26 protein-coding genes are annotated in these 23,900 nt (G+C 70.0%); 15 read left to right on the top strand and 11 right to left on the bottom strand.

Going from position 1 to position 23,900, the window contains the following annotated elements:
• Positions 1-876: an FAD binding domain-containing protein gene (locus tag MMF94_RS02670; protein ID WP_241034425.1), complete on the bottom strand. Its 876-nt coding sequence runs from the start codon at positions 874-876 to the stop codon at positions 1-3.
• A gap of 92 nt (positions 877-968) precedes the next feature.
• Between MMF94_RS02670 and MMF94_RS02665 the strand changes: the two genes are divergently transcribed.
• The 3 genes from MMF94_RS02665 to MMF94_RS02655 all read left to right on the top strand — a co-directional run bounded on the left by MMF94_RS02665 (position 969) and on the right by MMF94_RS02655 (position 3,777).
• Positions 969-2,513, top strand: coding sequence for a PucR family transcriptional regulator (locus MMF94_RS02665; protein ID WP_241034424.1), 1,545 nt, complete (start codon positions 969-971; stop codon positions 2,511-2,513).
• 39 nt (positions 2,514-2,552) lie between these two features.
• Positions 2,553-3,137 carry a TetR/AcrR family transcriptional regulator gene (locus MMF94_RS02660; RefSeq protein WP_241034423.1) on the top strand — a complete coding sequence of 195 codons (585 nt, stop codon included), beginning with the start codon at positions 2,553-2,555 and terminating at the stop codon, positions 3,135-3,137.
• 121 nt (positions 3,138-3,258) lie between these two features.
• The gene (locus MMF94_RS02655; RefSeq protein WP_241034422.1) at positions 3,259-3,777 is read left to right on the top strand and encodes a GNAT family N-acetyltransferase; all 519 of its coding nucleotides are present in this window, start codon (positions 3,259-3,261) and stop codon (positions 3,775-3,777) included.
• Positions 3,778-3,783: 6 nt separating this feature from the next.
• On the opposite strand, the gene pucL is transcribed toward MMF94_RS02655, so the two are convergent.
• From pucL to uraD, 3 genes are read right to left on the bottom strand one after another with little or no spacing between them, the layout of a single operon-like run.
• The gene (gene pucL / locus MMF94_RS02650; protein ID WP_241034421.1) at positions 3,784-4,638 is read right to left on the bottom strand and encodes a factor-independent urate hydroxylase; all 855 of its coding nucleotides are present in this window, start codon (positions 4,636-4,638) and stop codon (positions 3,784-3,786) included.
• Positions 4,639-4,643: 5 nt separating this feature from the next.
• Entirely contained in the window at positions 4,644-4,967 is a 324-nt protein-coding gene (uraH, locus tag MMF94_RS02645) for a hydroxyisourate hydrolase (RefSeq protein WP_241034420.1), read from the bottom strand.
• A complete protein-coding gene (uraD, locus tag MMF94_RS02640; protein WP_241034419.1) occupies positions 4,964-5,449 on the bottom strand; it encodes a 2-oxo-4-hydroxy-4-carboxy-5-ureidoimidazoline decarboxylase in 486 nt (161 codons plus the stop codon). Before uraD ends, uraH begins: the two co-directional genes overlap by 4 nt.
• 208 nt (positions 5,450-5,657) lie before the next feature.
• Between uraD and MMF94_RS02635 the strand changes: the two genes are divergently transcribed.
• Positions 5,658-6,623, top strand: a complete 966-nt coding sequence (locus MMF94_RS02635; protein WP_241034418.1) for a hypothetical protein — start codon at positions 5,658-5,660, stop codon at positions 6,621-6,623.
• A 1-nt stretch (position 6,624) separates the two neighbouring features.
• Here MMF94_RS02635 and MMF94_RS02630 read toward each other — a convergent pair whose 3' ends face one another.
• From MMF94_RS02630 to MMF94_RS02620, 3 genes are all read right to left on the bottom strand, one after another.
• The gene (locus tag MMF94_RS02630) at positions 6,625-8,265 is read right to left on the bottom strand and encodes a peptide chain release factor 3 (RefSeq protein WP_241034417.1); all 1,641 of its coding nucleotides are present in this window, start codon (positions 8,263-8,265) and stop codon (positions 6,625-6,627) included.
• A 121-nt stretch (positions 8,266-8,386) separates the two neighbouring features.
• The gene (locus MMF94_RS02625) at positions 8,387-9,388 is read right to left on the bottom strand and encodes a TIGR03560 family F420-dependent LLM class oxidoreductase (protein ID WP_241034647.1); all 1,002 of its coding nucleotides are present in this window, start codon (positions 9,386-9,388) and stop codon (positions 8,387-8,389) included.
• Between the two features lie 231 nt (positions 9,389-9,619).
• On the bottom strand, positions 9,620-10,018 hold the full coding sequence (locus MMF94_RS02620; protein WP_241034646.1) for a MerR family transcriptional regulator: 399 nt from the start codon (positions 10,016-10,018) through the stop codon (positions 9,620-9,622).
• A gap of 223 nt (positions 10,019-10,241) precedes the next feature.
• On the opposite strand from MMF94_RS02620, the gene MMF94_RS02615 reads away from it, so the two are divergent.
• Positions 10,242-10,712, top strand: a complete 471-nt coding sequence (locus MMF94_RS02615; RefSeq protein WP_241034416.1) for a carboxymuconolactone decarboxylase family protein — start codon at positions 10,242-10,244, stop codon at positions 10,710-10,712.
• Positions 10,713-10,815: 103 nt separating this feature from the next.
• Here MMF94_RS02615 and MMF94_RS02610 read toward each other — a convergent pair whose 3' ends face one another.
• Positions 10,816-11,277, bottom strand: coding sequence for a hypothetical protein (locus MMF94_RS02610; protein ID WP_241034415.1), 462 nt, complete (start codon positions 11,275-11,277; stop codon positions 10,816-10,818).
• A 139-nt stretch (positions 11,278-11,416) separates the two neighbouring features.
• On the opposite strand from MMF94_RS02610, the gene MMF94_RS02605 reads away from it, so the two are divergent.
• The 7 genes from MMF94_RS02605 to MMF94_RS02575 all read left to right on the top strand — a co-directional run bounded on the left by MMF94_RS02605 (position 11,417) and on the right by MMF94_RS02575 (position 19,534).
• Positions 11,417-11,719 (top strand): putative quinol monooxygenase, encoded by a 303-nt coding sequence (locus MMF94_RS02605; protein WP_241034414.1) that lies wholly within the window; start codon positions 11,417-11,419, stop codon positions 11,717-11,719.
• A gap of 192 nt (positions 11,720-11,911) precedes the next feature.
• Positions 11,912-13,255, top strand: a complete 1,344-nt coding sequence (fucP, locus tag MMF94_RS02600; protein ID WP_241034413.1) for an L-fucose:H+ symporter permease — start codon at positions 11,912-11,914, stop codon at positions 13,253-13,255.
• A 44-nt stretch (positions 13,256-13,299) separates the two neighbouring features.
• Positions 13,300-14,343: a carbohydrate kinase family protein gene (locus tag MMF94_RS02595; RefSeq protein ID WP_241034412.1), complete on the top strand. Its 1,044-nt coding sequence runs from the start codon at positions 13,300-13,302 to the stop codon at positions 14,341-14,343.
• The gene (locus tag MMF94_RS02590) at positions 14,340-17,573 is read left to right on the top strand and encodes an HAD-IA family hydrolase (protein ID WP_241034411.1); all 3,234 of its coding nucleotides are present in this window, start codon (positions 14,340-14,342) and stop codon (positions 17,571-17,573) included. The genes MMF94_RS02595 and MMF94_RS02590 overlap by 4 nt, the downstream gene beginning before the upstream one ends.
• A gap of 142 nt (positions 17,574-17,715) precedes the next feature.
• Positions 17,716-18,135 (top strand): helix-turn-helix domain-containing protein, encoded by a 420-nt coding sequence (locus MMF94_RS02585; protein WP_241034645.1) that lies wholly within the window; start codon positions 17,716-17,718, stop codon positions 18,133-18,135.
• Positions 18,136-18,145: 10 nt separating this feature from the next.
• Positions 18,146-18,568: a VOC family protein gene (locus tag MMF94_RS02580; RefSeq protein ID WP_241034410.1), complete on the top strand. Its 423-nt coding sequence runs from the start codon at positions 18,146-18,148 to the stop codon at positions 18,566-18,568.
• 48 nt (positions 18,569-18,616) lie between these two features.
• Positions 18,617-19,534 (top strand): diacylglycerol/lipid kinase family protein, encoded by a 918-nt coding sequence (locus MMF94_RS02575; protein ID WP_241034409.1) that lies wholly within the window; start codon positions 18,617-18,619, stop codon positions 19,532-19,534.
• On the opposite strand, the gene MMF94_RS02570 is transcribed toward MMF94_RS02575, so the two are convergent.
• The gene (locus tag MMF94_RS02570; protein ID WP_241034408.1) at positions 19,527-20,180 is read right to left on the bottom strand and encodes a TetR/AcrR family transcriptional regulator; all 654 of its coding nucleotides are present in this window, start codon (positions 20,178-20,180) and stop codon (positions 19,527-19,529) included. The two genes, MMF94_RS02575 and MMF94_RS02570, sit on opposite strands and share 8 nt — an antisense overlap.
• A gap of 176 nt (positions 20,181-20,356) precedes the next feature.
• Between MMF94_RS02570 and MMF94_RS02565 the strand changes: the two genes are divergently transcribed.
• Positions 20,357-21,412, top strand: a complete 1,056-nt coding sequence (locus tag MMF94_RS02565; protein ID WP_241034407.1) for an aromatic ring-hydroxylating oxygenase subunit alpha — start codon at positions 20,357-20,359, stop codon at positions 21,410-21,412.
• A 7-nt stretch (positions 21,413-21,419) separates the two neighbouring features.
• Positions 21,420-21,641: a hypothetical protein gene (locus tag MMF94_RS02560; RefSeq protein WP_241034406.1), complete on the top strand. Its 222-nt coding sequence runs from the start codon at positions 21,420-21,422 to the stop codon at positions 21,639-21,641.
• Between the two features lie 117 nt (positions 21,642-21,758).
• On the opposite strand, the gene MMF94_RS02555 is transcribed toward MMF94_RS02560, so the two are convergent.
• The gene (locus tag MMF94_RS02555) at positions 21,759-22,388 is read right to left on the bottom strand and encodes a cysteine hydrolase family protein (protein ID WP_241034405.1); all 630 of its coding nucleotides are present in this window, start codon (positions 22,386-22,388) and stop codon (positions 21,759-21,761) included.
• 107 nt (positions 22,389-22,495) lie between these two features.
• Here MMF94_RS02555 and MMF94_RS02550 point away from each other — a divergent pair, with 107 nt between their 5' ends.
• The gene (locus tag MMF94_RS02550) at positions 22,496-22,948 is read left to right on the top strand and encodes a winged helix-turn-helix transcriptional regulator (protein WP_241034404.1); all 453 of its coding nucleotides are present in this window, start codon (positions 22,496-22,498) and stop codon (positions 22,946-22,948) included.
• A gap of 33 nt (positions 22,949-22,981) precedes the next feature.
• Here the strand turns inward: MMF94_RS02550 and MMF94_RS02545 are convergent, their stop codons facing one another.
• Positions 22,982-23,812 carry an HD domain-containing protein gene (locus tag MMF94_RS02545; protein ID WP_241034403.1) on the bottom strand — a complete coding sequence of 277 codons (831 nt, stop codon included), beginning with the start codon at positions 23,810-23,812 and terminating at the stop codon, positions 22,982-22,984.
• Positions 23,813-23,900 lie beyond the last annotated feature (88 nt).

The following is a 23,900-nucleotide window of genomic DNA, read 5'->3' as shown; positions in this document are numbered from 1 at the left end:
TCAGGCCGCCCTCCGGTAGTCGTCCCACGCCCACGTGGCGGCGCGGCGCGCCATCACCGAGAGCGAGTGCAGGCGGTAGGCGGCGCTGCCCCGCACGTCGTCGATGGGAGCGGCCGCATCGCGCACGCGGTGGCCGAACTCCCGGGCCAGACTCTCGGGCAGCTCACCGCGCGACTCCCACAGCCCGGCCGCCTCGAGCTCCCCCGCCAGGAACGCCGCCGCCTCGCCTGCCCGCCGCGGGGTGGGCGCCGCCGAGCCGATGCCGGTGCCCACGGCCTTGCGGTCGGGGTGGAGCGCGAACCCGAACGCGGACACGGCGATCACCATGGCGTTGCGGGTGCCGATCTTGCAGAACTGCTGAGGCCCGGACGCCGAGGGGACCAGCACCGCCGCGATGAGCTCGTCGGCGGCGAGGGCGTTGCGCTTCACCCCGGTGTAGAACTCGGCCACCGGTACGAGACGGGTGCCGCGCGCGGCCGAGGCCACCTCGACCACAGCGTCGGCCGCGAGCAGTGGCGGGTGGCTGTCCCCGGCCGGGGAGGCGGCGCCGAGGTTGCCACCCACCGTGCCCCGGTTGCGGATCTGGGGTGACCCGACCGTCCGGGACGCCATCGCCAGGCCGGGGAGGACGTCGCCGAGCTCGTCGATCACGCGGGCGTAGGTGACGCCGGCGCCGAGCCGGATCGTCCCGTCCGCATCCGGAGACCACTCGCGCAGATCCGGCACCCTCGTGAGATCGAGCAGGGCGGGAGGTCGGCGGTGGTCGAAGTTCAGCTCGACCATGACGTCGGTGCCACCGGCGAGAGGCACCGCGTCCGGATGCTCCGCCTTGGCCAAGAGGGCGTCGGCCCAGGTCGCCGGGGCGAGGAAGTCCATGACAGCAGTACAGCGCCGCGTTGTTTCCGCGAAAAGTCACCGCGTCGATGAATAGTCGATGGTGGCTTGCCTACCCGTTGTAGGTTCCTCCAATGCTGTTGCGGGATCTCGTCGCCCGTCACGGCCTCGGGCTGCGACTGCTGCACGGCGACGACGCCGCGCTGGACCGGCCGCTGCGCTGGGTCTACACCACCGACCTGATCGATCCCGGCCGTTACCTGTCGGGCGGAGAGCTGGTGGTGAGCGGCCTGGTGTGGCGTCGCGAGCCGTCCGACAGCGATCGTTTCGTCGCCACGCTGGCCCGCTCCGGCGCCGCCGCGCTCGCCGCGGGTGCCACGGTGTTCCAGGGTGTGCCCGACGACGTCGTCGAGGCCTGCCGGCGCCACGACGTGCCGCTCGTCGAGGTGCCGGAGGACGTGTCGTTCGCCACGATCACCGAGCTGGTGATCACCGAGCTCACCACGGCGCGGGGAGCCCGGTTGGCGCACACCGTCGGTCGCCAGCGGCGGCTCCTCTCGGCCGTGGCCGAGGGGCTGGGCCTCGACGAGCTGGCCACACAGGTGTCGCAGGCCACCGGAACGGTGTGCCGGGTGATCAGCACGACCGGGCGCGAGATCGTCCCCGGGCCGCGACCGCTGCGTCCCGACGTCATCGACCGCCTCGTGTCGACCTTCCTCCGGGCGGACCAGCTGCCCGCGACCCTCCGCCGCGACCGCTGCACCGTGTTTCCCGTGGGGCCGGCCGCGGAGCGGTTGTCGTCCTGGTTGGTGGTGGTGGAGGGCGATCCGGCCGGCTGGGACGCCGACACGGTCGAGGTCGTGAACGAGCTGGCCGCGATCGCCGCCCTGGACCGCGCCCGTCGGGGCGAGGGGGTGCGGGTGGCCCGGGCGATCGCCGACGAAGCGGTCACGATGATCGCGGCCGGAGCGGCGAACGTGCCGGAGACGTCGGCGCGACTACGCCACGCCGGCCTCGACCCGGCGGAACCGCTGGTCGTGGTGGTGGCCGGATTCGTGGGACGGCCGGAGCAGGCGGAGATCGCATACGCGGTGCTCGTGGATGCCGCAGCGCACCTCGGTCCGCCGATGGTCGGGGTGCACGCCGGTACGGCCGTCGCGCTGCTGCCCGACAACGGTCCCGGCCCGGGCGGGGAGCGGGCCGGTTCGGTGCTGCGGCGGGCACTGGAGCGGCTGGTCCCAGGGCTCTCGGGAGAGCGGCTGGCGGTCGGCGTCAGCAGGTCCTCGCGGACCGAGGCGCTCACCGGGGCCCTGCACGTGGCCCGCCATGCCCACGACGTCGCGGCCCTGCGCGCAGGAGCGCTGCAGATCGTCACCGACGCGGAGACCGCCTCGCACATCGCGCTGCTCGCGGCCGTGCCCGACGACGTGCGCCGCGCCTTCGCCGTGCGTGTGCTCGGCCCGGTGCTCGATCACGACGCCCGCACGGGTGCCGGTCTGCGTGTCACGCTCGAGGCGTTCCTCGCCTGCTCCGGCTCCTGGACCCGCACCGCCGAGCGGCTGCACCTGCACGTCAACACCGTTCGCTACCGGATCAGCCGGGTCGAGGAGCTTACCGGCCGCGACCTCGGTGCGCTTCCGGACCGCGTGGACGTCTTTCTGGCGCTCCGGTCCCTCTGAACCTGGGCAGACACGAACGATCGTGCTAAAACGGACGCCATGGGCAAGGGCGACGCGACGCGAGAGGCCATCCTCGAGGAAGCGGGCCACCTCGCGCGCCAGGTCGGCCTCGCCGGACTGACGATCGGGTCGCTCGCCACCCGCACCGGGATGTCCAAGAGCGGCCTGTTCGCCCACTTCGGCTCGAAGGAGTCGTTGCAGCTTGACGTGCTCGACCACGCCACCGAGCGGTTCACCGCCGAGGTGGTGCGCCCGGCACTCACGGCGCCGCGGGGCGAGCCGCGCGTGCGCGCCCTGTTCGATCGCTGGCTCGCCTGGGACTCCACCGAGGGCGGATGCCCGCTCGCCGCCGCCGCCTTCGAACTGGACGATCAGCCGGGACCCGTACGGGAGCGCCTGGTACATGACCAGCGCGCCTGGTTCGACACGCTCGCCACGATGGCCACGATCTGCGTTGCCGAAGGCCATTTCCGGTCCGACATCGATCCGCGCCAGTTCGCCCAGGACGTCGAAGGCCTGATGCTTTCCTTCCACGTCGCCAGCCGACTCCTGACCGACCCCGACGCCGCCGCGAGAGCCCACCGAGGCCTCGATGCGCTGCTGGCCGCCGCGGCGGCCCGATGACTCCGCCCGCTCACCTCGCCTGACCTCGCCCGCTTCGAGCAGACCCTGGAGCCCGCAGATGCCTCACTCCGCCCCGAAAAGTACGATCGTTCGTGCCAGCCCGGAGTGTCCTGCCCTCGACGTGCACCCGCTGGCCCCGGAGGACGCCGGGCTCGCCGTCGACGCCGTCTTCGCCCAGCTCTCGCCACGCAGCCGCTACCTGCGCTTCCACTCCCCCGTCCACCGGCTCACCGGCCCCGTGCGGGCCGGTCTCGTCGATCTCGACGGCCGATGCCGCGCCGCGGTCGTGGCCGTGGTCGGGGCACCGGACGGACCGGGCCCGGTGGGTATCGCGCGCCTGGCCCGCAGCGGGCCGGAGTCGGTCGAGATCGCCGTGGCCGTGGCGGACGCCTGGCAGCGGCGCGGGATCGGCAGTCGCCTGGTCACCGCCATCGCCGAGCTGGCCGAGAGCCTCGGCTACACCACCCTCTCCGGCGCCGTGCTCCCGGAGAACGTCGCGATGCTCGGCCTCGTCCGCAGGATCTTCCCGTGGGTCCGCGCACACTACGACGGCGACGTGGTGCAGCTCGGCGTCCGGCTCGGTCCCGCGGCGTGGACGATCACGGACGAGGATCTGATCGCCGGGCTGACGGCACGGTGAGCGCCGTCAGCTGCGGGTGACCGTCGCCTCGATCAGACCGTAGGGGCGGTCGGCCGCGTAGAAGACCTCGTTGTGGTTCTCGAGCCCGAACGGCGACAGGTCGACGGTGAAGTGGTGCTTGTTCGGCGCCTGCAGGCTGATCTCCGCGATCCCGGGGTGGGCCTCGAGCACGGCCCGGCCCATCTCCCACAGCGTCTGCTGCAGAGCGCGCGAGTGCACCGTGGCGTACTGCTCGAGCATGATCCGCCGGACGTCGGCCCAGTTCTTCGCCCAGTCCATGGCCTCGTGGCCGCCGTCGGCGTGGCGCCACTGCGCGACCAGCGCGGTGGCCATGATCCGGTCGTCGGTCTCGGGGAGCGTGGTGTAGCCGTCCTTGAGGAACCCGGCGAACTCCGAGCCGGTCGACTTGAGCAGCACGAGGTCGCGGAGCCCCGAGACCACCTCGGCCCGGCCGCCCTCCACGTCGACAACGGCCGTGCGGATCTCCGGCCCGCGGCGCACCCATGTGTGAGCGTGGCCCTCCCCGCCCACCGGCACCCGCTCCCAGGCGAACTCGTCCACCGCGATCCGGGCGCCGCGCACCGGCTCCACGGAGTCGACGAAGTGGTGGGCGAGAGCGAGCGCGAAGTCCTCGATCTCCCGCAGGCCCTTCTCCTTCGCGAACGCGTAGACGGTGTTCTTCTGCGAGTCCGTCGGCAGGACCAAGGCCTGGTCGCCGTGCAGGTACGCCTCGGCGAAGTCGCCCCGCAGCGTCGTCGTGACGGTGACGTCGCGGATCTCGTGGCGGTCGGTCTCCCGGTGGATCCGGACGAGGCGGTTCTCCGCCTTCCCGTACTGGTGGCCTCCGAGCACGATCCCCATCAGTCTCAGCTCCCGCGGTAGGTCGAGTAGGCGAACGGGGAGAGCAGCAGCGGCACGTGGTGGTGCTCCCCCGGGTCGGTGACGACGAACGTGACGGCCACCTCGGGGTAGAACCCCTGCTGACCGGTGGCGGCGAAGTAGCCGCCGGTGTCGAACGTGATCCGGTAGGAGCCCGCTGCCAGGTCGAGGGCGAGCTCGCGGACGCGGCCGTCGTGGTCGGTGGTCGCGTCGGCGAGCAGCTCGCCGCCGGGCAGCGCCTCCAGCCGGACACCGACACCCGTGGCGGGACGCCCGAGCGCCGCGTCGAGCACGTGCGTGGACAGCGTCATGCCGGCGGGTCCGGCGTCACGAGCCGATCGAGCCGGATCTCGTTGATCGCGGCCAGCTCCGCGAGCGCGACGCCCCGTTCCGTGGCCGGGTCGTTGCCGAGCCGCGCCTGCAGGGTGGCCAGCAGGTCCTCGGCGCTGCGGCCGGTGGCGCACACCAGGTAGACGTGGCCGAACCGCTGCTCGTAGGCCCGGTTGCCCTCTTCCAGTTCGGACAGCACGCCGGCCCCGGCCGCGGCGACACCGCTCTGCTCACAGCGGGACGCCCCGCTCGCCCCGCGGTCACCGATGCGCGGGTGCCCGTCCAGCGCGGCGTCGAGATCGGCGTCGTCCAGTGCGCTGCGGGCGGCGGCCTGCAGCGCGGCGAGCGACGCGTACGGGCGGCCCGCCGCCACCTTTCGCGCCCACCGCGGCGCCGAGCAGCAGGAGAGCAACTCCCGCTCGGCCTCCTGCGATGGCAGGGCGTTGAACCGCTGCAGATCCACCCGCGTCCTCCGGCTCCGGTGCGTGCTCCGTACGCAGATCCTTCCACCTGGATGCTCTCCCACGGCAACTCGTTCCCGTGCCGCTCATGTCATTCCTTACCACGGGCATTCACCGCTGCGTCGGCTCGCATTCGCGCCGCGGAGTCCTCCGCACGCCAGTGTCGTCCCGATGCGGGAATCAACGAGCGGCGGTCGGAAAGCGATGGGGATGAAGAGCAGGAACACGGTCATCGGTGCCGGCGCCGCCATAGCGGTCGCGGGCGCACTCGTCTGGAATACGGCACTCGCGACGGCGCAGGCACCCGTCCCGCCACCTGCGGCGAATGCGCCTGCTGCCCCGTCGGTCGCCGTTCCCCCGACGTCGACCGCCACCGTGAACAAGACGTTCAACGCCTTTCATGCCAATCAGGGTGTGGCGGTGGACGCGAAGTACTTCTATGCGGTGGACAACCGGATCATCACGAAGTACGACCGCAACAGCGGTATGCCCGTGCTCCAGTTCGTATCGCCCGAGGGTGGTCCGATCATCCACATGGACAGCGGCACCGTGGTCGGCCACCGGCTGTACGTCGCCACCTCCGACTACGACAACGCGCCGGAGGAGAGCTCGATCGAGATCTTCGACACCAGAACCATGAAGCACGTCGGCACCCACAGCTTCGGCCGTTTCATCGGCTCATTGACATGGCTGGACCGCCACGACGGACGCTGGTGGGCAGGCTTCGCCAACTACGACGAGGTCCCGGACGGGCAGACCCAGCCCTACGGCGACACCGACAACACCGAGATCGTCACCATGAACGACGACTTCCAGGTCCAGCAGGCCTGGGGGGTGCCGCGCGAGATCGTCGACCGCTTCAGGCCGATGAGCAACTCCGGCGGCTCCTGGGGCCCCGACAACCGCCTCTGGATCATCGGCCACGACCTGGACGAGGCCTACGTCATGGAGATGCCCGACGCGGGCTCGGACCTCACGTGGATCGCCACGGTCCATCTCCCCGGAGTCGAGGGCCAGGCCATCGCCTGGGACCGCACCAGCAGCAGGAAGCCGACGCTCTGGGCCATCAAGCGGTCGACGTCACAGGTCTTCGCCTTCACCGTCGACTACGCATCGATCAAGGAGCCCGCCCCGACGGCCTACCGGATCAACGGCCCGGGCCACTTCATGCAGTAGGTCAGTGCGCGGTGGAGCCCGCGGGCAACGCCTCGAGCATGATCCCCTCGAACTTGCGCCGGATCGTCTCGAGTCGCCACTTGTTGCTGAACACCGCCAGCATGGCGTGGTCGGCCCGGCGCGTGAGCACCTCCACCTCGCTCTGCCCGGCGAGCAGCGCGGCGCCTGCGGCGTCGGTGCGGCGGGTGACCGAGTACCCGAGGTGCTCCAGCGTGACGGGCGCCCGGAACTCGGACTCGAGCCGGGCGGTGACCACCTCGAACTGCAGCGGGCCGACCGCGGCGAGCACCGGCGCCTGGTCGCCACGCAGGTCGGAGGTGAGGACCTGGATCACGCCCTCGCTGTCGAGCTGCTCGATCCCCCGGCGGAACTGCTTGAACGAACCGGCGTCGGCACCGCGCACCACGGCGAAATGCTCCGGCGCGAAGCTCGGGATGGCCGGGAAGTGCACCGGCGACTCCGCGTAGAGCGTGTCGCCCGGCCGCAACGCACCCGCGTTGACCAGCCCGACGATGTCGCCCGGGAACGCCTCCTCCACGGTGGTGCGCTGCTGACCGAACACCGCCTGTGCGTACTTCGTGGCGAACGGGCGCCCGGTGCCGGCGTGGGTGAGCACCATGCCGCGCTCGAACCGCCCGGAGCAGATCCGCACGAACGCCATCCGGTCGCGGTGGGCGCGGTCCATACCGGCCTGCACCTTGAACACCAGCCCGGACGTCGGCGCGTCGAGGGGGCGTGGCTTGCCGTCGGCGTCGTCGCGGGCTTCGGGGGCGGGCGCGAGCTCCACCAGCGCGTCGAGCAGCCGGGCGACACCCACGCCGTTCAGCGCCGCCCCGAAGAGCACCGGGGTGGCCTGCCCGGCGAGGAAGTCCTTCTCGTCGAACCCGGCGCCGATCTCCTCGAGCAGCGCGAGCTCGTCCTGGGCGGTGGCCCAGTACTGCGGCTCCTCGGCGGCGATCACCTCGGACGGCACCAGCTCCACGGTGGCGCGCGTGGCCCCGCCCGCGGTGCGCGAGTAGCGGCGGAACTCCCCTGTGGCCACCTCGACCAGCCCGCGCAGCTCCCCGGCCACGCCCACGGGCCAGGTGACCGGCATGGGCCGCAGCCCGATCGTCTGCTCCACCTCGTCGAGCAGCTCGAGCGCCTCGCGGCCGGGCCGGTCCCACTTGTTGACGAACGTCAGCACCGGGATGCCGCGGGTGCGGCAGACGTCGAACAGCTTGAGCGTCTGCGGCTCCAGGCCCTTGGCCGCGTCGAGCAGCATCACCGCTGCGTCGACGGCGGCGAGCACCCGATAGGTGTCCTCGGAGAAGTCGCCGTGGCCGGGAGTGTCGAGCAGGTTGATCACGCAGTCGTGGTAGGCGAACTGCAGCACGGCCGAGGTGATCGAGATGCCGCGCTTGCGCTCCATCTCCATCCAGTCGGAGGTGACGCCGCGCCTGCCCGCCTTGCCGTGCACCGCACCGGCCTCGTCGATCACCTCGGCGTAGAGCGCCAGCGCCTCCGTCAGCGTGGACTTGCCCGCGTCCGGATGGCTGATCACGGCGAACGTGCGCCGCCGCCCCGCTTCGAGCTCGACCCGGGCCTCGCCCGGTACCCGTGACGATTCCCCCGCAGACTTCTCCACCACAGCTCCAGACATCAGACCAACGACTTTACGCGGCGGCACGGACCGCCCACGCAGGGCAGCCACCCGGACGAGCGGCACGCCCGTCCGACAGGTCCGCACTCGCGCCGGTCGTCCGAACAACCCGGCGCCGGGATCAGCGCAGCGCCGGGATGACCTCGCGCTCGAAGAGCTCGAGGCTCGAGCGGTCGTGCGCCGCGCCGGGGAACACGAAAACCCCGTAGGCCAGGCCCCTGGCCTGCATCTCCTCGAGCCGCTCCACGACCTGCTCCGGCGTCCCCCGCAGGGTGAGCCCGTCGTTGCGCAGGAACCGCCGGATCAGTTCCTGCGCACCGTCGACTCCGAGGATCGGCACGAGCCGCGCCTCGTGCGCCGCGATCCGCTCCTCGACCTCGGTCTCGGAGGTGCCGACCATCACGTAGTAGACGGAGGAGCGCACGATCGCGTCGAAGTCGGTGCCGACGTCCCGGCAGTGCTCGGCGAGCACCGCCGACTTGCGCGCAAAACCCTCGGGCGAGCCGTCGAAGTTGCTGTATCGGGCGTACTTCGCGGCGATCCTGAGGGTGACCTTCTCGCCGCCGCCCGCGATCCACAGCGGGATTCCGCCGTCCTGCAGCGGCAGCGGACGCACGATCGCGTCCTGGACCTGGTAGTGCTTGCCGTGCAGCGTCGCGACGCCCGTGGTCCAGGCCTGCCGCATGATCTCGGTGCCCTCCTCGAGCATGCCGAGCCGCTCACCGACCGGCGGGAAGCCGTAGCCGTAGGCGGTCCACTCCCCTTCGTCCCAGCCTGCGCCCACGCACATCTCGACCCGCCCGCCGGAGACGATGTCGCAGGTCGCGGCCACCTTCGCGAGGTAGGCAGGATTGCGGAAGCCCATGCAGGTGCACACCGGGCCCAGCCGCACGCGTTCGGTCACCGCACCCAGCGCCGCGACGAGACTCCACGCCTCGTGCGTGCCCGTCTCGACAGGAGGGGGCGTGGGGACCGCGTGCAGGTGGTCGTTGACCCAGATCGACTCCCACGGACCGGCGTCGGCATGCCGGGCCAGGCCCTTCATCACGTCCCAGTGTGCTGCCGGGTCGATGCCCGCCAGGTCGTGGCTCCACCCTTGTGGCACGAACATCCCGAACCGCAGACCCACGATCAACGGACCCTTCTCGTGTCGCCCCTGACACTACGACTCGACAAGGGTTCCACCGACGTGCCGGTGATCACGCCCCGTGACGCTCGGCCGAGCCCAGCCTGCGGCGAGTGTTCCCGCACCGAGCGGGACGCCGCGATGTGGTCGGCCATCCCGCAGGCCCGGCCGTGCCCTTTTGGTGCGTGCCGCCCGTGAACGACATGTCGTCGATGCTGACCGGGTAGGTCAGCCGGGCGCCGGGCGCCGACGCTCCCCGGCCAGGCGGCGCAGGTCCCGCGAGAGCATCTCCAGGCTCTGCACCTGGGAACGCAGGGCCTCCACCCGGCTGTCGACCGCGGCCCGGAACACGGTGAGCCGCCCTGCCAGCTCGGCTGTGCGCTCAGGATCGTCGCCTTCGTCGTCCTCCAGGCCGTCGATGGTGGCGAGGAGCTCGCGCATCTGCTCCAGGCTGAGGTCGAGCGGTCGGAGGGTCTTCACCAGGACCAGACGGTCGATGTCGGCCTCGCCATAAAGACGAAAGCCCCCCGCCGATCGCTTCGAGGGCACCACCAGGCCGACCTCGTCCCAGTGCCGGATCGTCCGCAGTGACAGGCCCACCCGTTCGGCGACCTCGCCGATCTGCATCACGCTGGTCGTTCCTTCCCGACGAGTTGACCGAGCTTAGCCGCCGATCCGGCCTCGACACCCGCATCGACGCACGGAGAGATCGACATCGCCCGACACATCCCGAATGCGTTTCACGTCACATGAGGACCGGGCGTCCAGGTCGTCACATCCGAGATCGGGATCTCGTCCTCGTGCTGCACACAAATCGATGCGGAAGAACCAGCGACAGAGGAGAGCACACATGCAACCGCGCATGGACGTCAGCCAGCTTGCGCCCGAGGCCTACAAGGCGATGTTCGCGCTCGAGAAGTACCTGGCGGCCAGCCCGCTGCCGAAGATCACGCTGGACCTGGTGAAGCTGCGCGTCAGCCAGATGAACGGCTGCGCCTACTGCGTCGACATGCACAGTCACGATCTCAAGTCGCTCGGCGAACCGGACGAGCGCCTCTTCTCCGTCGTCACCTGGCGGGAGGCGCCGTTCTTCACACCCGCCGAGCGCGCGGCGCTCGCCCTCGCGGAGGAGGCCACGGAGCTCGGCAAGCACGGCGTGAGCAACGAGGTGTGGGCTGAGGCGTCCGCGCACTACGACCCGCCGACGCTCGCCGCGCTCGTCACCGCGATCGCGACGATCAACGCGTGGAACCGGTTCGGCGTGACCCTGCAGCTGGTGCCGGGCTCCCACCGAACCCCTGCTTCTGAGGCAACCGCGTGAAGTCCGGCGGGACGGCGACGCCCTTCTCACCGTTCGCGGCCATCCCCCACAGGTAGGCCATCCCCCACAGGTAACGGAAAGGGCGGCGCGGGCGGACCGGGATTCAGACGTCTCTCGCGGCGACGTGCGTGACCGGTAGGTGGAACTTGTGCACGAGGCGGTCGGGCAGGTCCTGGCGCAACCAGAGGGAGAGGCGTTTCGGCAGCGTCGACACGATGATCTCGTCGAACTCCCGGCCGGCCGTGGCCGCCTCGACCGCGCGCATGGGGTCGGGGTCGCACACCTCGCCACCCGCCGTGGCTCCGGCGGCGGTGAGCTTCTTCACCGCGGCGTCGAGCTTGACCTGCGCCAGCCTGCGCGCCTCGGCCGGTGGTCCCGAGATCGTGGGAACTCCGCCCATGACCGGCATCGGGATCGCCATCGCGCTCGATACGAGGTCCTTGACGGGGGTGGCCGGCACGACGAGCCAGAACTCGGCAGGGCCTGCGGCGATCCGTTCCCGGGCGAGTTCCATGAGGTCGTCGCTGTCGAGCGTCTGGTTCGCAACCACGAGGTAACGGTGCATGACGCCTCCTCAGTGCCGGGCGTGGCCATTCCGCGGATGAGCGGTTTCCGGCACAACGCCGACGCGGGGAACAGTACCGCTCATCGCAGCGGGTGAGAATGAACGCGAAGAAGCAGCGGTAGACGGTAGGAATGCCCACATGAGCGAACCCGACCGCCCACTCTTCCTCGTTGTCACGATCAAACCGAGATCGGATCGGATGAAGGAGGCGGAGGCTCAGCTGCAGTCGATGCGCCGCAACTCTCTCACCGAGCCGGGGTGCGTCTTCATGCACCTCGCGCAGCCGCAGGACGACCCGGACACCTGGGTGATGGTGGAGATGTTCCGTTCCCGCGCCGCGTGGGACGAGCACATGCAGCAGCGCTATATCGTCGAGGGCAACATCATTTTGCAGGATCTGCTCCGGGAACCGTCGGACCTCCGCCTGCTCGACGAGAAGTAGCCGCTCAGGGCACGTGGGGGATTCCCCGACCGAACCATTGGGGTCATCACGTCACCCGGCCCACCCGACCGATCACAGAACGTAGTTTATGGCCACTTCTCTGGAATCCCGCAGAGGTGCGGTCTAGCGTTCGAACCGACCTGTGGCCCACATCACATATGTGTTCGATCAGTGTCCGGGAGGGGTGATCCCATGGACCGCGGCTCGGTCACCCGCGTACAGCCACACGAGGAAGGCGCGCGTAAACCGGGCCTGGTCTACCCGGGCCTCACCATCCCGTTCATCCTGGTCGTGCTCTGCTTCGCCGCGTGGGGGTCGGCTGCCAACCTCACGGACGTCCTCGTCGGCGTGTTCCGCCACATCTTCTCGATGTCGAACTTCGAGTCGGCGCTGGTGCAGTTCGCCTACTACGGCGCGTACTTCTCGCTCGCCATCCCGGCTGCGCTGATCAACAAACGCTTCGGCTACAAGGCAGGCGTGCTCACCGGCCTGGCCTGCGCGACGGTCGGCGGGCTCCTGTTCATTCCGGCGAGCATGCTGCTCACCTACGGGTTCTTCCTGCTCGCCCTGTTCGTGCTGGCCTCCGGGCTCTCGATACTGGAAACGTCGGCGAACCCGTTCGTGATCGCCATGGGTCCCGAGTCGAGTGCGACCCAGCGACTGAACCTGGCGCAGTCGTTCAATCCCGTCGGTGCGAACATCGGGGTCCTGCTCGGTGCGGTGCTGATCCTTCCCCAGATCACTCCGGAATCGGCGAAGACATCGATGACGCCCGATCAGCTGAGGGACGTCCAGGAGCGGGATCTGTCGTTGGTGCTGGGGCCCTACACCGGCATCGCCTTCGTGCTCCTGTTGATCTGGGTACTCATCGCCTTCCGCAGAATCAACGTGCCCGAGGAACACTCCGCGTTCGGACTGGACGCGGGGGGCCGTAGCGGAGCACTCGGGCGCCTCTGGCGCAACCGGCACTACCGGTACGGCGTGGCCGCGCAGTTCCTCAACGTCGGCGCCCAGGTCTGCACCTGGACTTTCACGATCCAGTACGCACAGGACGTCGTCGGGGTGAGTACGGCGACCTCGGGCTGGTATCTGCAGGCCAGCCTGATCCTGTTCCTCGTCTCCCGGTTCGTGATGACCTATCTGCTCGGCATCTTCCGGCCGACGAAGCTGCTCTTCGCGATGGGTGCGCTCGGCGTGTTGTTCGCCCTCGTCGCCGTGTTCTCACCGAACATGCTGGGGTTGATCGCCGTCGTCGCGATCTCGCTCTCGTTGTCCCTGATGTTCCCGACGATCTACGGCGTCGCCCTGCAGGGTCTGGGCAAGGACACCAAGTTCGGTGCGGCAGGCCTGGTCATGGCCATCCTCGGCGGGGCACTTCTCCCGCTGGTCCAGGGCCGCATCATGGACACCGCGGGCGCCGCACCGGCCTTCGTCGTGCCGGCCGTGTGCCTCGGGCTGGTGGCCTGCTACGCGCTGTTCGACCTCCGAACCACCCGCCACGGGGGTGCAACCGTGAGCGAGGGCGCGGCACCGTGAGCGCGTGACCCGGTACGTCGATTCTCCGCGAGAGGAGTGGACGGATGTTCGTCGTCGTCGGGGAAGCGCTCGTGGACCTGGTCGGGCAGCGTGGCAGCCGCACGCTCGTGGCACATCCCGGTGGAAGCCCGGCCAATGTCGCACTCGGGCTCGCCCGGCTCGGCAACCAGGTGACGCTCGTGACGCGGCTGGGCGGCGACGCCCTGGGCGAGATGGTCTCGGGGCATCTGAGGTCGAACGGCGTGCGGGTCGAGGGTGGCCCCGGCCAGGGCACCTCCACCAGCCTCGCGATAGCCACCCTCGCGGCGGGGCTCGCGACCTACGACTTCCGCATCGAATGGGACGTCGGTGAGCTCGCCCCCCTCCCGATCGAGGCCCGTTGCCTGCACACCGGATCGCTGGCGACCGCACTCGCCCCGGGCGCCACGAACGTCGAGGACCTCATGAGCCGGGAGCACGGGCGGGGCCGGGTCACCATCTCCTACGACCCCAACGTCCGCCCCGGACTGCTCGGGTCGCCCACGCGGGCCCGCCCCGCCATCGAGCGCATCGTCGGCCTGTGCGACGTCGTGAAGGTCAGCGACGAGGATCTGTACTGGCTCTACCCCGATCGCCGGGACGAGGAGGTCGCCCGGGAGTGGCTCGGGCGAGGCCCCGCCGTCGTCGTCGTGACCCGCGGCGGTCAGGGCGTCTACGCGACCACGGCCGACCTGGAGCTCCGCCGACCCGCTCTGCCGATCGACCTGGTGGACACGGTCGGCGCGGGCGACTCCTTCACCTCCGGTCTGCTCGACGGGCTCCGCCGGGCCGGCCTGATCGGCGGCGCACGCCGTGCCGCGCTGGCGTCGATCGACGAGTCGACGCTCATCAGCGTCCTGGACTCGGCCGCTCTCGTCGCGGCGATCACCTGCTCACGCCCGGGCGCCGACCCGCCGACGCGAGCCGAGGTCGACGCCACCCACCCCACACGGACGTCCACGACCAGGACGGCGCCGCCCGGCACCTCACGCGTGATCTCACCGCCGCTGGGGGACCAGGAGCTCGCAGCATCACCGGGGGTCGCACCCGAACAAGGGAGTCAGCGATGAATCGGTCCTCAGGCTTCGGTGGCGCCATCTTCGACGTGGACGGGGTGCTCGTCGACTCCCCCCACGAGCTGGCCTGGCGCGAGGCCTTCCGGTCGTTGATGGAGGCCGAGTGGAGCGACATCCGGGACCAGACGAGCTGGACCCCCGAGCGCTTCACGCCTGCCGTCTACCAGCAGGTGATGGCCGGGATGCCACGCATGGCCGGGGCCCGGGCGGCGATGGAGCACTTCGGGGTGCCCGACATCGACTCGCGGATCCAGCAGTACGCGGACGCGAAGCAGGAGCACGTGCTCCGGCTCATCGACGAAGGCCGCTTCATGGCGTTCCCGGACGCGCTGCGGTTCGTGCTGGACGTCAAGGCGATGGGCATCCCGGTCGCGGCGGCGTCCTCGTCGAAGAACGCCAAGCTGTTCCTGGAACGGATCCGTCTGGACCTGTTCGCCGCCGAGCAGCGGATCGACTACGAGTTCATCACCCCGGGCATGACGCTCGCGCAGGTCTTCGACGCCGACATCTCCGGCCGTGACTTCCCCAAGGGCAAGCCGGATCCGACGATCTTCCTCACCGCCGCCCAGGAGCTGGGTGTCGATCCGGCCGACTGTTTCGTCACCGAGGACGCCACCAGCGGCATCCAGGCCGCCAAGGCCGGCGGCATGGCCGGGCTCGGCGTGGCCCGGCTGAACGACCGCGACCTGCTGCTCGACGCGGGCGCGGACCTCGTCGTGTCCACGTTGGACGACGTCTCGCGGCGTGCTGTGCTCCAGGGGTATCTGGAGGAGCGACGGGCGGCGGCCGAGATGAGGCAGCGGCACACGCAGCAGCCGCCGAGCGTCTGGACGCTCGTGTACGAGAGCTTCGACCCCGCCCGGCAGGGGCTGCGGGAGGCACTGCTCTCCCTCGGCAACGGGTACATGGTCACCCGCGGCGCCCTGCCCGAGGAGGATGCCGACGACGTGAACTACCCCGGCACGTACGTCGCCGGGCTCTACGACCGCGCCGAGACCGAGGTCGCCGGGCGCATGGTCGAGAACGAGGACCTGGTCAATGTCCCGAACTGGCTGCCGCTGCGCTTCCGCATCGAGGGCGGCCAATGGTTCGACGCCCGCCGCGCGGACGTGATCGAGCACCGCTTCGAGCTGGACATCCACCGCGGGGTGCTGACCCGGCACCTGACCTGGCAGGACGCTGACGGCCGGCGCACCAGCATGGTCCAGCGCCGGTTCGTGAGCATGAAGGACGAACACTTCGCCGGTCTGGAGACCACGTTCACGGCGCAGAACTGGTCGGGCCGCATCGAGGTCGTCTCCGGGCTGGACGGGCGGGTCGAGAACACGGGCGTCAAGCGCTACCGCGACCTGAACAGCCGCCACCTCCAGGTGCTGGGCCAGGGCGAGATCGACGCGGAGACCGTCGATCTGCAGGTCGAGACGCTGCAGTCGCACGTGCGGGTCGCCGTCGCGGCACGCACGCGGGTGATGCGCGACGGGCAGCGGCAGAACGCCTACCGGCGGCTGGTCGAGGAGCGCGGGTACATCGGCCACGAGCTGGGCCTCGACCTCGAAGAAGGCCGCGCCGTGAGCGTCGAGAAGGTCGTCGCGCTGTTCACGTCGCGGGACCGCGGGATCTCCGAGAGCCGCGACGACGCCAGGCTCGCCGCCGCGACCGCGGAGGACTTCTCCCCGCTGCTGGCCCGCCACGAGGGCGCGTGGAACAGCCTGTGGAACCGCTTCGACATCGAGCTCGACAGCGCCAACGAATGGACCGAGACGGTCCTGCACCTGCACATCTTCCACCTGCTGCAGACCATCTCACCGCACACGCAGCACCTGGACGTCGGCGTCCCGGCGCGGGGCTGGACCGGGGAGGCCTACCGCGGTCACGTCTTCTGGGACGAGATGTTCATCTTCCCGTTCTTCAACTTCGAACGCCCGAGCCTGGCCGAGGCCCTGCTCCAGTACCGCTACGACCGGCTCGACACGGCCCGCGCCGCCGCCCGTGCCGAGGGGTACGAGGGCGCGATGTTCCCCTGGCAGAGCGGGGCGACGGGCCGTGAGGAGACCCAGAAGGTCCACCTCAACCCGAAGTCGGGGCGCTGGCTGCCCGACCATTCGCACAACCAGCGCCACGTCAACATCGCGATCGCCTACAACGTGTGGCAGCACTACATGGTGACCGGGAGCATCGGGTTCCTGCGTTTCACCGGCGCCGAGCTCCTGATCGAGATCGCCCGGTTCTGGGCGAGCGTCGCCACCTACAACGACTCCGAGGACCGCTACGAGATCCACGGCGTGGTGGGCCCGGACGAATATCACGAGGCGTACCCGGACTCCGACGAGCCCGGACTGCGGAACAACACCTACACCAACGTCATGGCCGTGTGGGTGCTGCAGCGGGCGCTGGAGACGCTCGATGTCATGCCGCAGCACTACCGCGAGGAGCTCGTCCAGGAGCTCGGCATCCGGGACGAGGAGCCGGAGCGCTGGCGGGACATCACCACGAAGATGAAGGTCGTCTTCCACGCCGACGGCGTCCTCACGCAGTTCGAGGGCTACGAGGCGTTGCCCGAGTTCGACTGGGAGGGCTACCGGGAGCGCTACGGCAACATCCAGCGGCTGGACCGGCTGCTCGAGGCCGAGGGCGACAGCACCAACCGGTACAAGCTCGCCAAGCAGGCCGACGTGCTGATGTTGCTGTTCCTGCTCTCCCGCGACGAGCTGCGCGGGCTGCTGCACAACCTCGGCTACGAGGTGAGCCAGGAACAGCTCGCCCGCACCGTCGAGTACCACCTCGAGCGGACCTCACACGGCTCCACGCTCAGCGGCGTGGTCAGCGCCTGGGTGATGGCCCGCTACCACCCGCAGGAGGCCTGGCGGTTCCTGCAACACGCATTGGAGAGCGACGTGGCCGACGTCCAGGGCGGCACCACCGCCGAAGGCATCCACCTGGGGGCGATGGCGGGCACGGTCGACATCGTGTTGCGCTGCCTCACCGGCATGCGAGCCCTCGGGCCGGTGCTCCGCTTCGACCCGGCGCTGCCACCGGAGGTGAAGCAGCTGCGCTTCAGCGTCCACTACCGGGGCCAGCGGGTGGACGTCGACCTGGGCGAGACCCGCATCCACCTCAGCGTGCGACCAGGTGGCACCACACCCGTGAACCTCCTGGTGCAGGGCCAGGCAGTGGAGCTGGCACCGGGCCAGGAGCGAGAGCTCCAGCTCGAACCGGCCCGTTGAGACCTCGCAGCATGTGGTGCGTGCTCGCAGCACGCCGGCACGCTGCGAGGAAACGCCACGTGCTGCGAGGTGTGTGCCGGTTACCCTGCACCCCGTGACGCGGCCTGGTGAGCGCAGCGCCGCGGAGGACTCGAACCGGCGGATGCTCCGCGCGCGGGACGCGATGGACCGCACCTACGCCGAACCGCTCGACGTCGCCGCACTCGCCCGCATCGCGCTGGTGTCCCCCGCCCACTTCATTCGCACGTTCCGCGCGACGTTCGGCGAGACACCGCACCGTTACCTGCAGCGCCGCCGCGTCGAGCGCGCGATGTTCCTGCTCCGCACCTCCGACCGCAGCGTCACCGAGATCTGCGTGGACGTCGGCTTCTCGAGCCTCGGCACGTTCAGCCGGACGTTCCGCGAGATCGTCGGCGAGTCGCCGTCGGAGTACCGCAGGCGCGGCAGCGGCCCGATCGATGCCGTGCCGACCTGCTTCGCGAGGGCGTGGCTACGCCCCGCGTCCACGGCGCCGTCGGACGGAGCAGTTTCGGATAAGCAGGACGCCGAGCCCAGGCCCTAGCGTCATCCGCATGCTGAAGAACATCACGCAGTCCTCGATCGTCGTGCTCGATCAGGACGAGGCACTCGACTTCTACGTCAACAAGCTCGGGCTGGAGCTGAACACCGACCAGGACCTCGGTTTCATGCGCTGGCTCACCGTGAACGTCCCCGGCGACCCCAGCCGGCAGATCCTGCTGGAGAAGCCCGGTCCCCCGGCGATGGACGAGGCGACCGCGGCGCAGGTGCGCGAGCTGGTCACGAAGGGCGCGATGGGTGGCTGGCTGTGCATCAGCACCGATGACGCGCAGAAGTCGTACGAGACGCTCAAGGCGCGCGGGGTGGAGATCACCGACGAGCCCACGGAGAAGCCCTACGGCGTCGACTTCGGGATCCGTGACCCGTTCGGCAACGCGATCCGGATCGGGCAGCTCAACGCACCGGCCGGTGAGTGACGGGCGCGTGCACCGGATGAATCGGACCGCACCGGGGTATATGCCCGTGTGAATCGATACGGGCCTGCCGAGCGGTCCTTGCTCCCCGCGTTCGACCGCGTTGTCGTGATCTTCAACCCGAACAGCACCGGCAAGGCACCCGAGCTCGCCGACGAGCTGCGGGCCGGCCTGGGCGAGCGGATGCCCGGGCTGCCCGTGGCGATGAGTCCGACGCAGCGGGCCGGGCACGGCCGTGACCTGGCACGGGAGGCGGCCGCGGGTGGCGGCCGCCCGCTGATCGTCTCGGTCAGTGGCGACGGCGGATACAACGAGGTGGTCGACGGCGTCATGCAGGCCGGCAACGACGACGCCGTGTGTGCGGTGATGGCGGCGGGCAACGCCAACGACCACCGGCGGACCATCCGGCAACGCCCGCTGATCGAGGCGGTGGTGGCGGGCGATGTGCACCGCATCGACCTGCTCCGCCTCACCGTCGGCACCGGCTCGGACGCCCGCGTCCACTATGCCCACTCCTACATCGGAGTCGGGCTCACGCCGGTCGTCGCCGTCGATCTGGAGAAGGGCGGCAAGGGCTCCTTCCGGGAGATCGTCTCCGTGGTGCGCACCTTCGCCCGCTTCCGCCCCTTCAGCATCGAACTGGAGGACGGGAGCCGCCGCAGGATCGACAGCCTGGTGTTCGCCAACATCAGTCAGATGGCCAAGTACGCCGTCCTCAGCGAGTCGGGCAGGCCCGACGACGGGCGGTTCGAGGTGATCACGCTGCCCCATACCGCGAAGTGGCGCATCCTGGGCGTCGCCATCCGCGCGGCCACCACGGGACTGGGCCCGCAGCCCAGCGCCACCCACTACGGCTTCACCACGCTGAAGCCCACCCCGTTGCAGCTCGACGGCGAGGTGCTCGCGGTGGACGCAGGCACTGCCGTCTGCGTCGAGGTGGCGCCCCGGGCGCTGGCGACGATCAGCTGACGCGTTCGGTGCCCACCGGCGTGCACGTGACGTGCGCGAGGAGCATCCGGGTGTGGGTCCGGAGCTCGGCGAGCGCCTCCGGCTGACCCGCGAGGTGACGCAGCAGCGCCATCTGGAAGGCGCCATCGAACATCGTGTAGGCCATCGAGGGCGTGGTGGTCGGCTCCACGCCGAGCAGCTCGGCGTACCGGCTGACGATGCGCCAGATCATCCGCTCGAGGCTGTCATCGATCTCGAGGACATCGGCACGGAAGGAGTCGTCGAACAGCGCCTGCGAGCGCAGGTCGTACCACAGGCGGTGCATCCTGCCCTCGTCGCGCACGGTGGCGACCAGGGCGTCGGCGAAGCCGTCCGCGAGACGTTCCGGCGTCTTCGCCCTGGACACGATCTGGTCGTAGCGCAGCACGGACTGGGCCTTGTACTGGCGCACGCAGTAGGTGATCAGGTCGACCTTGTCGGCGAAGTAGTAGTGCAGCACGCCGTGGGAGAACGCGGAGTTCTGGGCGATCTCACGCAGGCTGGTGCGGGCGTAGCCGAGCTCCGACAGCGTCTGGATCGCCGCATCGGCCAGCTCCCTGCGGCGCTCCGCAAACCTGTGCCCCCCCGGACGCGGGGACTGGTCGTGCTTCGCCTCGGCTGCGGTCACTGTTCTCCCGTCCTCGGTGCGCGCGGATAGTAGCCAGACATCACATCGGCGTGATCACCGCCGTCCTCGCGGCCTGCAGACATGGACAAAGCTGATCCGCTGAGCCGCGGATCGGGTTTCCGGCATGTGGTAACGGGGGTTCGGAGACCCGTGCTCCGGCCGGAACATTCGTTGATATGACGACGATCCCCCGCGACCAGTGGTACGTCGCGGCCTACGGCCGCGAGATCGGGCACGATCTTTTCTCCCGCACGATCTGCGGCGAGTCGATCCTGTTCTGGCGCACGGAGGCGGGGCAGCTCACTGCCATGTCCGACCGGTGCGTCCACCGCCGGTTCCCGCTGTCCCAGGCGCCGAGCCGGCTGGTCGGCGACTCGGTGGTGTGTGGCTACCACGGCTTCACCTACGGCGCCGACGGCGCATGCGTCGCGGTACCGGGTCAGACGCGGGTTCCCCGCACCGCCCGGCTGCGCAGCTATCCGGTCGTGGAGCAGGACTCGTTCGTCTGGGTGTGGATCGGCGACCCGGCGCGGGCCGATGCGACGCGCATCCCGCGGGCGCCGTGGCTGGTCTCGCCCGACTACACGACGGTGTCGGGGATGGAGCCGCTCGCGGCCCGCTTCGGCCTGCTGGTCGACAACCTCCTCGACCTCTCCCACGAGACCTACCTGCACGGCGGCTACATCGGCACGCCCGAGGTGGCCAGCACCCCGATCACCACCGAGGTCGACGAGGCCGCGGGCATCGTCTACGTCAGCCGGCACATGGACGACGCCGAGTGCCCGCCGTTCTACGCGACCTCCACCGGCTTGACCGGACGCATCGCACGCTGGCAGGACATCGAGTACACCCCGCCGTGCCTCTACAAGCTGCACAGCCGGATCGCACCGGTCGGGTCCCTGCCGAACCCGGACGGCACCGACCCCGATGCCTTTCACGTCGAGGTCGTCTACGCGATCACCCCGGAGACCGAGCACAGCACCCACGACTTCTGGGCGGTCGCCCGCGACTTCGCGCTCGACGACACGTCGGTCTCGGACTTCATCGCCGAGCAGAACCGCACCGTCGTGCTGCAGGACGTCGCGGCACTCGACGTGCTGGAGCAGGTGATCGCCACCGAACCGGCCGGCTACCAGGAGCTGTCCATCAACATCGACACCGGCGGCCTCGCCGCCCGGCGGATGCTCGCGGCGATGCTGCGGCAGGAGCCGGCCACGGCGGCGGCGAGGTGAGCCCGGCATGACGATCGAGCCCACCCGCATGCTGACCGGGCCCGGCGTGCTGCGCGTGGTGTGGCTGCCGGGCAGCGACCAGCTCCAGGGCACCTGTCACTGCGGCGCCGTGCACATCGCCGAGGGCCCGGTCGAGGTGTGGGACTGGTTGCTCGCCCATCCCGTCGGCCACGAGCCACCGCCCGCCGCGACGCACGTCCAGCCGGTACTCGTCGGCGCCGGAGTCTGACCGGCGCGCACCCTCCGCTCCCCGAACCCGGCCTCACGAACCGGGACGACGCCGGGTCACCTCCCGTCCCCCGAGCGGGAGGTGGCTCCGGCGTGGCGACCAGGTCCGCGGCCGACGTCACGACATCTGCGGCAGGACCGCGAGCAGCTCGTCGGTCGTCACGATGGCGTGTGCGAAGGTCGGTCCGTTCAGCTCGTGGGCGGCGTGCATCATCTCCAGGCTGAACGCCGCGGTCGCGTCGCGCACGAGCGTGACGTGATAGCCCAGCTCCATCGCGAAACGACCGGTCGACTCGATGCAGGTGTTCGCGAGTACGCCGATCGCGACCACGTGTGTGATGCCGTGCTGTTTGAGCTGGAAGTCCAGATCTGTGTTGGCGAACCCGCTCTGCGCCCAGTGCTCTTTGATCACCACGTCGCCCTGCCGAGGCGCGAGGTCCGGGTGCCACTCACCACCCCACTCACCACGGGCGAAGGTATGCCGTTTCCGGATCGCATGCTGCGTCGGGTTCGGGTGGTCCCAGTCGTCGTAGTCACCCGGCTCCCACCTGCGGTGCGGCACGACGAACGTCACCACACCAGAGGCGCGCGCCGCCGCGGTGACAGCGCGGAGGTTGTCGAGCAGCCTCACCTCCGTGGCAACCGGCCGCAGGGCCTCCCACAGCTTCCCGCCCTCGGAAAGGAAGTCGTTGTAGGGATCCACGAGCAATAAGGCCGTTCTGGACACCTTGTACCGATGGTCGATCATGATCTTCTCCCGTCGACAGATCCGGCGTTGTCCCAGTGGAGCACGGGCTACGTTGCGATCCCGGAGTCAGCTGCCCGCGATCGAACCCTTCGTCCTACTCTTGTTGAATGGAGGCCGAAGAGAATGAGCCGTCATGCTCGATCGAGCGCAGTCTCGAGATCCTCGGTGAGAGGTGGACGTTCCTCATTCTGCGCAGCGCCTTCTTGGGCACCACCCGCTTCGCCGACTTCCGCAGCGCCCTCGGCATCGCTCCCAACCTGCTGAGCGCCCGCCTCCGCACCCTCGTGGCCGCCGGCATCCTCGAGCAGCAGCAGTACCAGGAGCCCGGCAGCCGCACGCGCGTCGGCTACCACCTCACCGACTCCGGCAGGCAGCTGCGGCTGGTCCTGGCCGCCCTGCAGCAATGGGGGGACGAGTACCGGCCGCGCCCGGCCGGACCGTCCACCATCCGGCGTTCACACAGCACCGGCCGCCCCGTGCACGTCGCCGTCGTCGACGACACCGGCACCGAGATCCCCCTCGAGGACCTGGCGATGCTGCCCACTGCCGCGCGCGACTGATCCCGGGGCGGCTGAGGAGAGGCAGCTACGGGATCACAGGAAGTTGTTCGGCCAGATCATCGTGCGCCACATGTGCGCCACCGGCGATCCGTCGAAACCGAGCCCTTCCTCGGGCTGACGGAAGTTGCGGCCGATGATGTCCTCGAACTCCTCGAACTGCACCTGCGCCCCGGCGTCGAACGAATAGATGTCGTTGATCGTGATCAGCCGGGAGGTCATGTACCAGCGGTGCTTGCGCGCTTCCTCGTGCTCCTGGTGGATGTACGCCGGGGGGTCGTAGTCGGCGCCGAAGTACGCGATGTACGCCTCGGGGTAGGAGTAGCCGACGGACTCGTCCGCGAAGTAGCGCAGCGCCTCGTGCTTCTCGACCGCCCAGGCCACCTCCTCGTCGACGTACGGCGCGATCAGCTGCGCTCCCCAGTGCCCGTGGTGGCTGGAGATCAGCCCGGCGATGGCGATGTCGTGCAGGAGACAGGCCATCACGACCTTCTCGTCGAGGTCGCGCTCCTTGGCGATCTTGGCGCTCTGCAGCATGTGCGAGACGGAGAAGCCGTCGAACCGCAGCCGGTAGTAGTCGAGCAGTGTCGGCCGCTGCGGCATGCGCGGCAGCTCCGGGTTGTCGCCCATCATGAACACCGTGTTGGGCTTGCCGAGCTCGGTTCGCAGGGCCGCCTTAGCACCGTGCGCGGGAGTGCCGATGGTCGCGGCGCTCGGCGGGGCGATCACCCGGCGGCGACCGCCCACCGCGTCATCGAGCGGCTCGCGGACCCAGCTCATCGAGCCGAGGCTCCGCACAGCGCCCGGGAGCTCCTGCGGGGACACCTCGACGGAGGGGACGGGTTCGGACATCTCATCGACGGACATGACGGCTCCTCTGCGATCGACTCGCGCACGCATCCCGAGGTGCTCACGTCGAGTCGGCTCCGTTGCCCCAGCGGCCGCGGTGCCCGAC

This window comes from Pseudonocardia alaniniphila (assembly GCF_022524485.1).
Lineage (GTDB): Bacteria > Actinomycetota > Actinomycetes > Mycobacteriales > Pseudonocardiaceae > Pseudonocardia > Pseudonocardia alaniniphila.
This window is presented reverse-complemented; position numbering and strand designations above follow the sequence as displayed.